Source organism: Streptomyces cyaneofuscatus, from assembly GCF_000718135.1.
Classification (GTDB): Bacteria; Actinomycetota; Actinomycetes; order Streptomycetales; family Streptomycetaceae; genus Streptomyces; species Streptomyces cyaneofuscatus.
Window position 1 is genome coordinate 211,784 of sequence record NZ_JOEM01000013.1, and the last position, 13,564, is coordinate 225,347.

Below are 13,564 nucleotides of genomic sequence, written 5' to 3' on the forward strand. Positions count from 1 at the left end.
CCTGATCGATTCCGACTTCCGGCCCCAATTGCCGCATCCTTGACGTATCGCGGGGAGACCCGTGTGCGCCTGCGTGTCCGTGTGTCCGTAATCCGTATGTCGTAGAAGGGCTTCAGGCTATGAGTGCTGGACCGGTGTCCGCGTTCGACGTCGTCGGCGTGCGGGGGCGTGGTTACCGTCCGGAGCAGGTGGACCGCGCGGTGGCGGAGCGGAGCGCCGAGCGGGAGAGGGCGCTCGCCGAGGTCGTACGGCTGGAGCGGCTGGCGCAGGAGCTTGGGGCGGAGGCGGCCCGGCTGGCGGAGACCGTGGCGGGGCTGCCCGAGCAGGATTACGCGGAGCTGGGGGAGCGGGCGCAGCACATTCTGGCGCTGGCACAGGAGCAGGCGGCTTCCCTGCGGGCGGACGCGGAGGCGGCGGGCCAGGAGCTGGCGGACGCGGCCGACGCCGAGGGCCGCGCGCTGGCGGACGCGGCACGGGAGGCGGCGGACGCGGTGCGGGCCGCTGCCGTGGCGGCGGCGGAGGAGCGGGTCGCCGAGGCGGTCCGGGAGGCCGAGGGCGTGCTCGCGGCGGCCCGCAAGGAGGCCGAGGAGGTGCGCGGGGCGGCCGAGGAGGCCATGGCGCAGACCCGGAGCCGTACGGCGAGTGTGCTGTCCCACCAGGACCAGGAGCACGCGGAGCGCCACCAGGCCGCCGAGGCCGAGATCGCCGCGGCCGAGGCGGAGTCGGAGGCGCGCCACAAGGAGCTGACCGACCGGGCGGAGGCGCTGCTCGCGGAGGCGTCCCGGGCGCTGGCGGAGACCCGGGAGGCGGCCCGCCACGGCCAGGAGGACGCGGAGGCGCGGGCGGCCGAGATCCTGTCGGAGGCCCGGGTGCGCGAGGAGCGGATCGTCCGCGAGACCGAGCGCGTGCTGCGGGAGCACGAGGAGGGCCGCGAGGAGGTCCAGGCGCACATGGCGCACGTCCGCAGCTCACTGGCGGCGCTGACGGGGCGGGTGACGGCGGGGGCGGGGGAGGACTGAGGGTCCCGCGCGGGCCGTCCGGGTCCGCGCGAGGGAGGGGCCCGCTCACGGCCAGGTACGTTCGATGCGATCGTGCCGCACGGCGTAGGCGGACGGGCCGCCCTTGGCGATCGCCTGATGGTTCGCTGTGCGGTGGGTGTGGAGCCGTTCGACCATCCGGATGCTCGGGAGCTGCGTTCCCGCAGCCCGTCGGCCAGGCGACGCCCGAGGTTGCGGTCGAGGAAGAATTCAGGCGGCAAGCTGCACCACGGCTTCGCAGAGAGCGCCCACCTGCTCCGGGGTCATATCGAAGTCGTACGCGATGTCCTCGACGGTCTCGCCGGCTTCCCACAGATCGGTGATGGCCTGGACCGGGACACGATTGGCCGCGACCACAGGCAGCCCGCGGCCGAAGCGCGGGTCGATCACGACGGGCACGGTCTCCCCGTACTGACTCAGCTGGAGGCTGGAGGGGAAGTCGTCGTCCGCCTCCCACGTCAGATAGCGGAGGTACTGGGCCACGACCTCCTGGATCGGGGCCTGGCCGTCCCTGGCCCTGCGCAGGTCTCCGAGGCCGTGCTCGACGAAGATGTCCACGCCGTCCGTGGCGATGCGCTTCGAGACAAGACCGTACGGAGTGTCGAAGGCATCCCGTACGGCTGCTGCCGCCTCCCTGATCTCGCTCATCCGCAGGCCCAGGGTGCGCAGGGAGCGCAGGACGTGGGCTTCGGCCACCGCGATGAAGGGGATGGACGGCTGCCTCTTGCGCGTGGGTTCGACGGCGTGGATCAGCGGGGCGCCGGCGGCCTTTCCGTTCAGCCAGCTCGTGAGCGTCGAATACGGGATCTCCAGGTACGAGGACGTCTCGGCGGGCGTCAGAAGCCCGTCCGTAAATCTGTCGACCATGATCCACCTCCCGTAGACGATGCCGCATCGTTGCACACCAGCCTGCCAGCGCCCGGCCGCGGACACATCCCGGACCGAGCGCCCGGCGAGTGGCGGTCAGCGGGTGGCGATCCCGCTGATGAAGGCGGTCCAGGCGGTGGCGGGGAGGATGAGTGCGGGGCCGCCCGGCCTCTTGCTGTCACGGACGGGGACGACGCCGGGGAATCCGTCCGCCACCTGCACGCAGTTGCCGCCTTCCTGGTTGCTGTAGCTGCTGCTGCGCCAGGCGGCGGCGGTCAGGTCGGGACGGGACGCGGCTTCCACGGTAATCGGCCTCCAGCACGGATCGGATCAGTTCGAGCGACATCAGCGGCGGGAGCGCCATCGCCCTGAGGTGATCGTAGGTCAGAACGAACCGTTCGACCTCGTCCGGTTCCTCGGTCAGCTGACCGTTGTGCGCGCCCTCGGTGTAGGCCACTTCGGAGCCGTCCGGCATGACGAGCACGGTGAGGGAGCCGCCCAGCGAGCCGTGCTCGCCTTGGTCGAACGGCAGCACCTGGAGGGTGATGTCGGGCTCCTCGGCCAACCGGAGCAGTTTCTCCAACTGGCCGCGCATCACCGCCTTTCCACCGACCGGCCGGCGGAGCACGGCCTCGTCGAGGATGATCCACAGGTGCGGCCGGTCCGGACCGGTGAGCCGCCTCTGGCGGTCGAGCCGGGCCGTGACACGTTCCTCCAGATGCTCGGCGTCCCGCAGCGAGTAGCCGACGCTCAGCAACGCCCGCGCGTACTCCGGGGTTTGCAGCAGGCCTGGCACGGCGTGCGAGGCGTACTCGCGGATCACCCTGGCCCGGGCCGAGTAGGCGATGAACGCCTGCGACCAGTCCGGAAAGGCCTCTCGCTGTACGAACGGCCACAGGTCGATCAACAAGTCGTCCGCCACCAGCTCCCGGTCCAGGGACCGGGTCAGCTCCAGCGTCGGTTTCGCTCCGGTCGCGCGTTCGATCTGGGTGATGCGGCTGCCGACCACGTGGGTGCGGGCACCCACTTCGGTCTGGGTGAGTCCGGCCGCCTCGCGGAGCTTGCGTACGCGGGTGCCGAAGAGGGCGGCCATGGAGGCCTGCGGGTCAATTGCTTTGGCCACGGCGTTACTTCCGTTTCTTACGGCCTGCGAGGTAAGGCGCTGTCACCTTTCGAGGCTAGGGCGGACGGCCGACTCTTGAGTACGGAACGTCACGGAGCCCGCACGTGTGGGTGACGTGAGGAGCGTCGAGCGAGCGGATGACCGGCATGAGCGGCAAGAGGACGACGGCGGCGACGGAGACCGACGGGCGACAGGAGGACCCGCCGATCCCGCGCGGCTTCGGGCTGAACGGCAACATGTACGGCTCGCTGTCCCGGCAGTTCCCCTCCACGCCGCAGGGCGCGCAGGAGGCGCGGCACGCCGTGGTGCGGCAGTTGGGGCAGTGGGGGTTCGGGCCGATGACGGACGTGTCGTGCACGGTGGCGCTGGTGGTGGCGGAGCTGGCGGCCAACGCGGTGCGCCACGGGGCGCTGCCGGGGCGGGAGTTCGCGGTGCGGGTGGACTACGAAGGGGCCGCGAGCCGGTTCCGTATCGAGGTCTCGGACGCCCGGCTCGGCCGGACGCCGCAGGAGCCGGTGCTGCCGCCGGGTGACCGGGAGTCGGGGCGTGGACTGTTCCTGGTGGAGTGCCTGGCGGCGCGGTGGGGGTGGGAGCCCCGGAACCCGATCGGGAAGACCGTGTGGGCGGAGGTGGCGGCCGGGCGGCCCCAGGAGGCTTCCGTACGACCCCAGGAGGCTTCGGCGGAATGAGGGCCCCCTTCTCATCCACTTGTTCGACCAGGTATCTTGCATCGCATGGAACCAGGTGATTCGACCAAGCAGGCCCGGGCGGCCGCCCAGCTGCGCAAGGGCGTCCTGGAGTACTGCGTACTCGCTCTGATGCGCGACCGCCCCCGCTACGGCGTGGAGCTCCTCCAGGCGTTGGAGGAGTCCGGTGCCCTGGCCACCAGCCAGGGCACGGTCTACCCGCTGCTCTCCCGGCTCCGCCGGGACGACCTGGTCACCACCACCTGGCAGGAGTCGGCCTCCGGGCCGCCCCGCCGCTACTACGCGCTCACCGACAGCGGCCGGGCCGCGCTCGACGAGTTCACCCGTGTCTGGCCCGGCTTCCGCGACGCCGTCGACACCTTCCTGGCCACCCCGCACCCTTCCACCGGAGACCTCGCATGAAGACCTCTCAGGACCCCGTACGCGACTATCTCTCCGCCGTGGAGCGCGAGGCCTCCGCCCTTCCCGCCGACCGCCGTCAGGAACTCCTCGCCGACCTCTCCGAACACATCGAGGTGACGCGCGCCGAGCGCCCCGACGCCGTCATCGGCGAGATCCTCGCGGAGCTGGGCGACCCCCGGACCATCGCGGCCACGGCGCTGGCCGAGTCGGGGAGCACCGCCGCCCCGGGCCCGGCCTGGGGCGGATCCGGCGCACCCGTCCGGCGCGGGAAGGTGCACCCCCTGGTTCCGCTCCTGATGCTGGCCCTCGCGCAGCTCTTCGGGATCGCCTTCCCCGACGACGGCGGTCCGCTGGTCGGCGGCCTGGTGCGCATCACCGGCGCGGTCCTTCTCTGCACCTCGGTGCACTGGACCGCAAGCCGGAAGGTCATCGGCTTCCTGCTCACCTTCGGCCTGCCGAGTGTCGCCATGACCGTCTGGAACCTGTCCGAGGGCGGGCCGGAGGGTGGCGGCCCGGCCCTCGCGGCCAACCTGGCGGTGCTCGTCCTGGCGTCCGCGACGGCGGCGTGGCTCTGGCGGGTCCGCCGCGTCTGAGGCGTCGCCGCCGGGCCGGCTTCTACCTCGGGTCGGGGGAATCGCCCGTCTCGGTGCTGCCCGTCTCGGTGCTGACCGCCTCGCTGATGACCGGGAAGCGGCGTGGCGCGAGGACGACGAGGGCGAGCAGGGCCAGCGCGGCGGCTCCGGCCGCGCCGATGTAGACGTAGTCCACCGCCGCGTCCACCGCCCGCCGCAGGTGGTCCGTCGCCGCCGCCGAGAGCGCCCCCGGGTCCTCCAGCGTGCGGGCGACCGCGTCCAGGTCGTCGGGGAGTCCGGGGGCGGGCGCGTCGAGGAGGCGGGCGGCCAGCACGCTGTTGGCGACGGCCCCGAAGACGGCCGCGCCGATGCTCTGGCCGACCTGGCGGCAGAAGAGGACGGACGCCGTCGTCGTACCGCGCTCCGCCCACCCCACCGTCGACTGCACGCCCACGATCAGGGGCAGTTGGAAGAGGCCGAGGGCCGCGCCGAGCAGCAGCATGATCAGGGCGGGCTGCCAGGGCTCACCGGGGTAGGGGAGCAGCGGGAAGGCCAGCAGGATCAGCAGGGCGGCGCTCATGCCGATGATCGCGGTGAGCCGGAAGCCGATGCGGTTGTAGACCCGGTCGGAGAGCGCCGCCGAGACCGGCCAGCTCAGGGTCATCACCGAGAGCACGAACCCGGCGGCGATCGGGCCGAGGCCGAGGACCGACTGCGCGTACGTCGGGAGGAAGACGGTCGGCGCGACCATCAGCAGCCCCATCGCGCCCAGCGCCAGGTTGACCGAGGCGATGGTGCGGCGGCGCCAGACCCAGCCCGGGATGATCGGTTCCGCCGCCCGTCGTTCGATGACGACGGTCAGGGCCGCCAGCGCCGCGCTCGCCGCGAACAGGCCGAGCGAGGGCGCCGAGAGCCAGGGCCAGGCGACCCCGCCCTGGACGAGCGCGGTGAGCAGCAGGGTGCCGGTCGCGAAGACGGCCAGGGCGCCCGCCCAGTCGATACGGGGACGGGTCTTCGGCCGGGGGCGTGCGGGCTCATGGAGGTGGCGGACGACCAGCCAGAGGGCGATCGCGCCGACCGGCAGGTTGATGAGGAAGATCCACCGCCAGTCGGCGTACCCGGCGAGCAGCCCGCCGACGACCGGTCCGGCGACCGCCGAAGTGGCCCAGACGGTGGACAACTTGGCCTGGATGCGCGGACGTTCCTTCAGGGGGTAGAGGTCGGCGGCGATGGTCTGGACGGTGCCCTGGAGGGCGCCGCCGCCGAGGCCTTGGATGACGCGGAAGGCGATCAGTGCGCCCATGTTCCAGGCGGCGGCGCAGAGCAGGGAGCCGACGAGGAAGAGGATGATCCCGGCGATCAGGACCGGCTTGCGGCCGAAGGTGTCGGAGAGCTTCCCGTACACCGGGAGCGTGACGGTGACGGCGAGCAGATAGCCGGAGAAGAGCCAGGAGAAGACGGTGAAACCGCCGAGGTCGCCGACGATCTGGGGTACGGCGGTGGAGACGATGGTGCCGTCGATGGCGGCCAGCGCCATGCCGAGCATGAGGGCCGCGACGACGGGGCGACGGCCGCGGGGGGTGGTGAGGGCGGCGGCGGGAGGCGGCCCGGCCGTTCCGTGCGTACCGCGCTTACCGTCCGTGCCGCCCGTACCGTCCTTGGCTTCCGTGCCGCCCACCGGGTTTCCTTCCCTATGCACGTATCTCCCGGGGCACTGTCTCATCCCGGGGGGCGGCGTGGGGGCGTTCGGGCGAGGTCGTACGCGCGGAAGAGGCTGGCGGCGGGGTCGGGCCCGCCGAAGCGGTGGGGTCGTGCCTGCCGAAGCTATGGGGTCAGAGGTGCTGCTCGGGCGGGAAGCCGGTCCAGCGCAGGTCGGCGGGGAGGTGGCGCATGTCGTTGATCAGGAGGACGGAGGCCGGGCGGTCGGGCGGGTAACGGATGACGGTCAGGGCCGCGTTGGCGTGATTGAGGCCGAGCCAGCGCCACTCGGGGGCGTACAGGGCGTCCCGGACGAGCCAGGCGACCAGGAAGTTGTGGGAGACGACCAGTTCGTGCCGGTCCTCCTCGCCGTCGACCGGGCCGGTGAACCGCTCCAGCGCGCGGCGGGCCAGGGCGGGCCCGTGCTCCCGCTCCTCCTCCCCGGCTCCCGCGAGGAAGCGGAGGAAGAGGTCGGCGGATTCCGGCGGGAGTTCGTCCCGGTGCGGTACGTACGGGACGTAGTCGCCGGCGAGTGGCGAGCGGTGCAGCGGTACGCTGTCCAGCTCGTCGCCGATCAGGCGCGCGGTCTCCTCCGCCCTCGGCAGCGGGCCGTGGTGGATCGCCGCGAAGGGGATGCCCTGGAGGCGGCGGCCGAGGAGGGTGGCCTGGCGGCGGCCGTTCTCCGTCAGTCCGCTTTCGTCCGGTGTCGCCTCGCCGTGCCGGACGAGGTGGAGGTAGCGGGTGGCTGTGGCGGTCATTCCCCACCCCTTCGGGCCGCTGGTGATCATGTCCTCGGTGGACGCCTCGCTTCCGGTCCTTGGTTCCCCGAGGGCGACCCTGACCCCGCCTCCCTCCGGAGGACGACTCCCCCTAGGGGGCACCCCCTCATAGTGGCCAGGGCCCCTTCCTCCCGGCGGAGGACGTGGAGAGCGAGGGCGTTTCCTTAACCTGTTCTTACGTCGCGCCTGGGGCCGGCAGCAGGGGGGAGGGTGGGGAAAACCCCACCTCAAGACTGCGCTGGGCACCATCGCGTCGGACAGCTTGCTGAACCCAGACTTGGACCGTACGCAGCGACGTCCCGTCATCCATCGACATGACCCGGCCAACAACCGGATCGTCACCGACCGGCACGTCACCAACCGATATAGGAGATATACCGTGACAACGGCTGTAACCATTCCCAGGCACGGGGGCACTGGAGGGCGTACGGCCGTCGCGGCGCGAGCGCGGCAGGTCGTCAAGGCCTATGGCAGCGGGGAGACCCGCGTCGTCGCGCTCGACCACGTCGACGTGGACATCGCCCGCGGGCAGTTCACGGCGATCATGGGCCCGTCCGGCTCCGGCAAGTCGACGCTGATGCACTGCCTGGCCGGGCTCGACACGGTGACGTCCGGAGAGATCTTCCTCGACGAGACCGAGATCACCAAGCTCAAGGACAAGAAGCTCACCCAGCTCCGGCGCGACCGGATCGGCTTCATCTTCCAGGCGTTCAACCTGCTCCCCACGCTCAACGCGCTGGAGAACATCACGCTGCCGATGGACATCGCGGGCCGCAAGCCCGACGCCGCCTGGCTGCGCCAGGTCGTGGAGACCGTCGGGCTCGCCGAGCGCCTCAAGCACCGCCCCACCCAGCTCTCCGGCGGCCAGCAGCAGCGCGTCGCGGTCGCCCGGGCGCTCGCCGCCCAGCCGGAGATCATCTTCGGTGACGAGCCGACGGGCAACCTGGACTCCCGGGCCGGGGCCGAAGTCCTCTCCTTCCTCCGCAAGTCGGTCGACGAGCTGGGCCAGACCATCGTCATGGTCACCCACGACCCCGTCGCCGCCTCCTACGCGGACCGGGTGCTCTACCTCGCCGACGGCTCCATCGTCGACGAGATGTACAACCCGACCGCGGACCAGGTCCTCGACCGCATGAAGCACTTCGACGCACGTGGGCGGACGTCATGACTGTCTGGAAGACCTCGATGCGCAACTTCTTCGCGCACAAGGGCCGGATGGCCCTCTCCGCGGTGGCGGTGCTGCTCTCCGTGGCGTTCGTCTGCGGCACCCTCGTGTTCACCGACACGATGAACACCACCTTCGACAAGCTCTTCGCCGTCTCCTCCCCGGACGTCACGGTCAGCCCGAAGGACGCCGAGGAGAACGACGAGCAGCCCGACAACGGCAAGCCCGCCTCCCTGCCCGCCTCGCTCGTCCAGCAGGTCGAGAAGGCCGAGGGCGTGAAGAAGGCGGAGGGGGCCGCCTTCTCCATGGCGGTCACCGTCGTCGACAGCGAGAACAAGAACATGGGCTCCGAGACCGGCGCCCCCACCATCGCGAGCAACTGGACCGACAACGACCTGCGTTCGATGGAGATCACCTCCGGACACGCACCCCGCGGCCCCACCGAGGTGATGGTCGACGGCGACACCGCGAAGAAGCACAAGCTCAAGATCGGCGACGAGCTGCGCACCATAGCCGCCACCGGTGACCTCAAGGCGAAGATCAGCGGCATCGCGTCCTTCACCGTCACCAACCCGGGCGCGGCCGTCGTCTACCTCGACACCGCCACCGCCCAGAAGCACCTGCTGGGCGCCCCCGACGTCTTCACCCAAGTCCTCGTGACCGCCGAGAGCGGCGTCAGCGACACCCAGCTCAAGAAGAACGTGGCCGCCGCCCTCGACGGCTCCGCCGCGTACAAGCTGCAGACGCAGCAGGAGGCCGCCGACGCCAACAAGGACTCCATGGGCGCCTTCCTGGACGTCATGAAGTACGCGATGCTCGGCTTCGCCGGGATCGCTTTCCTCGTCGGCATCTTCCTCATCGTCAACACCTTCTCGATGCTGGTCGCCCAGCGCACCCGCGAGATCGGCCTGATGCGGGCCATCGGCTCCAGCCGCAAGCAGGTCAACCGGTCGGTGCTGCTGGAGGCGGTCCTCCTCGGCATCGTCGGCTCCGTCCTCGGTGTCGCCGCCGGGATCGGACTCGCCGTCGGGCTGATGAAGCTGATGGGCGCCGTGGGCATGGAGCTGTCCACCAGAGACCTCACCGTCGCCTGGACGACCCCCGTGATCGGCCTCGTGCTCGGTGTCGTCGTCACCGTCCTCGCCGCGTACATCCCGGCCCGCCGGGCCGGCAAGGTCTCCCCGATGGCCGCCCTCCGCGACGCCGGGACCCCCGCCGACGGCAGGTCCGGCTGGGTCAGGGCCGGGATCGGCCTGGTCCTCACCGGGGCCGGCGGCGCCGCCCTCTGGGCGACGACGCAGGCCGACAAGGCCACCGAGGGCTCGGGGTTCCTCGCCGTCGGTGTGCTGCTGACCCTGATCGGCTTCATCGTGATCGGCCCGCTGCTGGCCGGTGTCGTCGTCCGGGCCCTCAGCGTGGTCGTCCTGCGGCTCTTCGGCCCGGTCGGCCGGCTGGCCGAGCGCAACGCGCTGCGCAACCCCCGGCGTACGGGAGCGACCGGCGCGGCCCTGATGATCGGGCTCGCCCTGGTCGCCTGCCTCTCCGTCGTCGGGTCCTCCATGGTGGCCTCGGCCACCGAGGAGCTCGACAAGTCGGTCGGCGCGGACTTCATCGTCCAGGACAGCGGTGCGGGCCGTCCGATCGTGCCCCAGGCCGCCGAGGCCCTGCACGCCGTGCCCGGCCTGGAGCACCTGACGGACTACACGTACATCAAGGCGAAGATCACCGCGCCGAACGGCAAGACGGTCGACGAGGGCATCACCGCCACCGACCCGACCTATCAGCAGGACGTCCGCCGCACCGCCCTCTCCGGCGACCTGGCGAAGGCGTACGGGAAGAACGCCATGTCGGTCGGCGAGGACTACGCCGAGAAGCACGGGGTCAAGGTCGGCGACACCCTCACCATCGCGCTCAAGACGGGGGAGAGCGCGAAGCTGAAGGTCGCCGCCATCACCTCCGACGACACCAACATCGACCGCGGCGCGATGTACACCAACATCACCACGGCGACCTCCTTCGTCGCCGCCGACCGGATGCCGCAGAACGTGGCGATGTTCGGCAAGGCCGAGGAGGGCAAGGAGAAGGAGGCGTACGCGGCCCTCAAGAGCGCGCTCGCCGAGTACCCGGTCTACAAGGTGCAGAACCAGGCCGACTTCAAGGAGGACCTGAAGAACCAGATCGGCCAACTGCTGAACATCGTCTACGGCCTGCTCGCCCTCGCGATCATCGTCGCGGTGCTCGGTGTGGTGAACACCCTCGCCCTCTCCGTGGTCGAACGGACCCGGGAGATCGGCCTGATGCGGGCCATCGGCCTCTCCCGCCGCCAGCTCCGCCGCATGATCCGCCTGGAATCCGTGGTCATCGCCCTCTTCGGCGCGCTGCTCGGACTGGGCCTGGGGATGGGCTGGGGAACGGCGGCGCAGAAGTTGCTGGCGCTGGAGGGCCTGGAGGTCCTGGAGATCCCGTGGCCGACGATCCTCACGGTCTTCGCCTGCTCGGCGCTGGTCGGACTGTTCGCCGCACTCGTCCCGGCCTTCCGGGCGGGCCGGATGAACGTCCTCAACGCCATCGCGACGGACGGCTGAGGCCACCGCTGAACAGGCTCTTGAACGGCCCTCTGCCCAGGCCCCTCAACAGGCCCTTCAACAGGCCCTTCAACAGCCGGAGTTCACCGTAGGATGACCGGCGGGTCCCGGGGCGTTCCTCCAAACGCCCCGGGGCCGAATCCGTTCTCCGCCCCTGCCCCACCCGTCTCCGCTCCCTGCCCCACCCGCTTCCCCGACAGGGCCCGCCGGTCACGGCGGGCCCTGACAGCTTGTTGCACGGGCGGCCGCCGCCGTGTGCAGCAAGCTGACACGACTGCACCTCTGCGTCCCCGTTCCGCGCTGGCATCGTCGTCCCTACCGGGACACCCCCGGCATGGACCCGGGACACCCCGGCATGGACCCCCACCGCCGAAAGGGGACAACGTGTACAGGACTTCGCCCCACCCGAAGCCGCGCCGCTCACCCCGCACCGCTGCCGCCGCCCTCGCCACCGGTATCGCCCTCGCCGCCGTCACCCTGCTGGCCGGCCCCGCAGCGGCCGACGCCCCCCAGCGGACCGCCCCGGCCGCCCCGGCCACCCCCGCGACGCACACCGAGTCGGCCGGTGTTCCCGAGCACGTCACCCGGCTGGTCTGTACGGAACTGGCGGGGGTCATCGGCCACCTGCCGCCGGAATCCGGCCCCGTCCGGGTGTGCAAGCTGGTCAACGGCTGGGACTAGGAGGTGTCCTGCCGACCATGCCGGGCTCGGACCCGGAGGCGTCGATCGTGATGCGCTTCCAACTCCTGGGGCCGCTGGCCCTCGCGGACGGCCCGGACGTCGTCGTCCTCCAGCCCTCCAAGCCCGTCATCCTGCTCGCCGCGCTCCTCCTGCACGCCAACTCCACCGTCTCCGCCGACTACTTGCAGCGGGCGGTGTGGGGCGAGGACCAGCCCGCCACCGCCAGGGCCGCCCTCCAGACCTGCGTCCTGCGGCTGCGGCGGCTCTTCACCAAGCACGGGGTCACCGGTACGGCCATCGAAGCGGTCCCCGGCGGCTACCGGATCACTGCCGGACCCCCCACCCTGGACCTCCTCGGCTTCCGCGACCAGGTGCGCCGGGCAACAGCCCTCGCAGGTGATCCGGAGGCGGAGCTCTACACGCTCAAGGACGCCCTCTCGCTCTGGCAGGGCTCGCTGCTCGCCAACGTACGGTCCGACGTCCTGCACCGGGACGAGGTGCCCCGGCTCTCCGAGGAGCGGCTCCGCGCGGTCGAGCGGGTCTGCGATCTTCTGCTGGGGCTCGGGCGCTGCGGCGAGGCACTGGTCGACCTGTGGACCGCTACGCGCGTATATCCGGGGCACGAACGGTTCCACGAGCAGCTCATCGAGGCCCTCTACCGCACCGGGCGCCAGTCCCAGGCCCTCGCCGAGTACCGCAGGGTCAAGGGCTTCCTGCTGGACGAGCTGGGCGTGGACCCCTCGCCGTCCTTACGGCAGCTGGAGCTGTCCATCCTGCGCGGTGAGGATCTGGGGGCCGGCGGAGCAGCGCGTGCCGCCGTAGAACCCGCGCCCGCGCCCGCGCCTGCCTCTGCCCCCGCCCCCGCCCCGGGCCCGGTCCCGGTCCCGGTCCCGGGGGCCGCCTCGCGGGTCATCCAGGGTGCGGCCGTCCCCCTCCCGGCCGCCGCCCCCGGAGCCGGTCCCGTCCCCGTCGTCCCCCACTTCACCGGCCGCGAGGCGGAGGCCGCCGCCATGGCCGCCCGCCTCACCGCACCGCCGCCCCCGGGCGCCGACGGCCAACGGCCCCTCACCGTCCTGGTCTCCGGCGCCCCCGGCATCGGCAAGTCCGCCCTCGCCCAGCACGTCGCCCACCTCGTGCGGGACAGCTTCCCGGCCGGCCGGCTGCTCGTCCGGATGACCCGGGCGGACGGCCACCCCCGTACGGCGGACGAGGTCGCCGCCGAGGTGGCCGCCGCGCTGGGGCCCGCACGGGCGGGCGAGCGCGCCCTGCTGGTCCTGGACGACGTGGTCGACGCCGACCAGGTCCGCCCGCTGCTCACACCGCCGGACCTCGCCGTCGTCGTCACCAGCCGGATGGGGCTCGGCGGCCTCATCGCCACCCACGGCGGCTGGGTGCACCGGCTCACCGCCTTCACGGAGGCGGAGTCGTACGCGCTGCTGCTCGCCGCCCTCGGTACGGAACGGGTGGAGGCCGAACCCCGCGCGGCCCGGCGACTCACCGCGCTCTGCGGCCACTTCCCGGCCGCCCTGCGCATCCTCACCGCCCGCCTGCTGACCCGCCCCGGGCTGCGTCTCGGCGACGCCGTCGACTGGCTGGGCGACGACCCGCTGGCCCGGCTCACCCTGACCGACTCCCCGGACCACTCGGTGAGCGGCCTCTTCGACCGCGCGCTCGACCGCCTCGACCCCCGGCTGTCGGAGGCGCTCCTCCGTATCGGCGCCGGCCCGCCGGAGCTGCTGGGCGAGGCCGACGTCGCGGACGGCCCGGAAGGCCCGGAGGGCAGGAAGGACCACCCGCACGTGCCCGAAGACGTCCTGGAACAGCTCGCCGACGCCGGGCTCCTGGAGGACGGGCCGCCGGGCCCGTACCGCATCCACGACCTGCTCCGCGCCCACCTCCGAAGAACCGTCCGGATCCGCAACCGCCGCACAGAGAAGGTGTGATCCCC

13 protein-coding genes are annotated in these 13,564 nt (G+C 72.0%); 8 read left to right on the forward strand and 5 right to left on the reverse strand.

Annotated elements, in window-relative coordinates; genetic code table 11:
• The first annotated feature begins 119 nt into the window (after nt 1–119).
• On the forward strand, nt 120–1,019 hold the full coding sequence (locus IF17_RS0122190; RefSeq protein ID WP_030568607.1) for a coiled-coil domain-containing protein: 900 nt from the start codon (nt 120–122) through the stop codon (nt 1,017–1,019).
• 228 nt (nt 1,020–1,247) lie between these two features.
• Here IF17_RS0122190 and IF17_RS0122200 read toward each other — a convergent pair whose 3' ends face one another.
• The 3 genes from IF17_RS0122200 to IF17_RS0122210 all read right to left on the reverse strand — a co-directional run bounded on the left by IF17_RS0122200 (nt 1,248) and on the right by IF17_RS0122210 (nt 2,997).
• Nucleotides 1,248–1,904 (reverse strand): DUF433 domain-containing protein, encoded by a 657-nt coding sequence (locus tag IF17_RS0122200; protein ID WP_030568617.1) that lies wholly within the window; start codon nt 1,902–1,904, stop codon nt 1,248–1,250.
• A gap of 96 nt (nt 1,905–2,000) precedes the next feature.
• On the reverse strand, nt 2,001–2,126 hold the full coding sequence (locus IF17_RS1000000139870) for a DUF397 domain-containing protein (RefSeq protein WP_030568619.1): 126 nt from the start codon (nt 2,124–2,126) through the stop codon (nt 2,001–2,003).
• Entirely contained in the window at nt 2,083–2,997 is a 915-nt protein-coding gene (locus IF17_RS0122210; RefSeq protein WP_030568621.1) for a helix-turn-helix domain-containing protein, read from the reverse strand. The genes IF17_RS1000000139870 and IF17_RS0122210 overlap by 44 nt, the downstream gene beginning before the upstream one ends.
• A gap of 167 nt (nt 2,998–3,164) precedes the next feature.
• Here IF17_RS0122210 and IF17_RS0122215 point away from each other — a divergent pair, with 167 nt between their 5' ends.
• From IF17_RS0122215 to IF17_RS0122225, 3 genes are read left to right on the forward strand one after another with little or no spacing between them, the layout of a single operon-like run.
• On the forward strand, nt 3,165–3,716 hold the full coding sequence (locus IF17_RS0122215; protein ID WP_030568624.1) for an ATP-binding protein: 552 nt from the start codon (nt 3,165–3,167) through the stop codon (nt 3,714–3,716).
• A gap of 45 nt (nt 3,717–3,761) precedes the next feature.
• Nucleotides 3,762–4,136, forward strand: a complete 375-nt coding sequence (locus IF17_RS0122220; protein WP_015609040.1) for a PadR family transcriptional regulator — start codon at nt 3,762–3,764, stop codon at nt 4,134–4,136.
• A complete protein-coding gene (locus IF17_RS0122225; RefSeq protein WP_030568627.1) occupies nt 4,133–4,729 on the forward strand; it encodes an HAAS signaling domain-containing protein in 597 nt (198 codons plus the stop codon). Before IF17_RS0122220 ends, IF17_RS0122225 begins: the two co-directional genes overlap by 4 nt.
• Nucleotides 4,730–4,751: 22 nt before the next feature.
• On the opposite strand, the gene IF17_RS0122230 is transcribed toward IF17_RS0122225, so the two are convergent.
• A complete protein-coding gene (locus IF17_RS0122230; RefSeq protein ID WP_032772397.1) occupies nt 4,752–6,386 on the reverse strand; it encodes an MFS transporter in 1,635 nt (544 codons plus the stop codon).
• Between the two features lie 154 nt (nt 6,387–6,540).
• Entirely contained in the window at nt 6,541–7,164 is a 624-nt protein-coding gene (locus IF17_RS0122235; RefSeq protein ID WP_030568631.1) for a histidine phosphatase family protein, read from the reverse strand.
• 400 nt (nt 7,165–7,564) lie between these two features.
• Between IF17_RS0122235 and IF17_RS0122240 the strand changes: the two genes are divergently transcribed.
• From IF17_RS0122240 to IF17_RS0122255, 4 genes are all read left to right on the forward strand, one after another.
• A complete protein-coding gene (locus tag IF17_RS0122240; protein WP_026242141.1) occupies nt 7,565–8,353 on the forward strand; it encodes an ABC transporter ATP-binding protein in 789 nt (262 codons plus the stop codon).
• The gene (locus IF17_RS0122245; RefSeq protein ID WP_030568633.1) at nt 8,350–10,935 is read left to right on the forward strand and encodes an ABC transporter permease; all 2,586 of its coding nucleotides are present in this window, start codon (nt 8,350–8,352) and stop codon (nt 10,933–10,935) included. Before IF17_RS0122240 ends, IF17_RS0122245 begins: the two co-directional genes overlap by 4 nt.
• 384 nt (nt 10,936–11,319) lie before the next feature.
• A complete protein-coding gene (locus IF17_RS0122250) occupies nt 11,320–11,616 on the forward strand; it encodes a hypothetical protein (RefSeq protein ID WP_030568634.1) in 297 nt (98 codons plus the stop codon).
• A gap of 50 nt (nt 11,617–11,666) precedes the next feature.
• Complete coding sequence (locus tag IF17_RS0122255; protein WP_032772436.1) at nt 11,667–13,559, forward strand: AfsR/SARP family transcriptional regulator; 1,893 nt, start codon at nt 11,667–11,669, stop codon at nt 13,557–13,559.
• Nucleotides 13,560–13,564 lie beyond the last annotated feature (5 nt).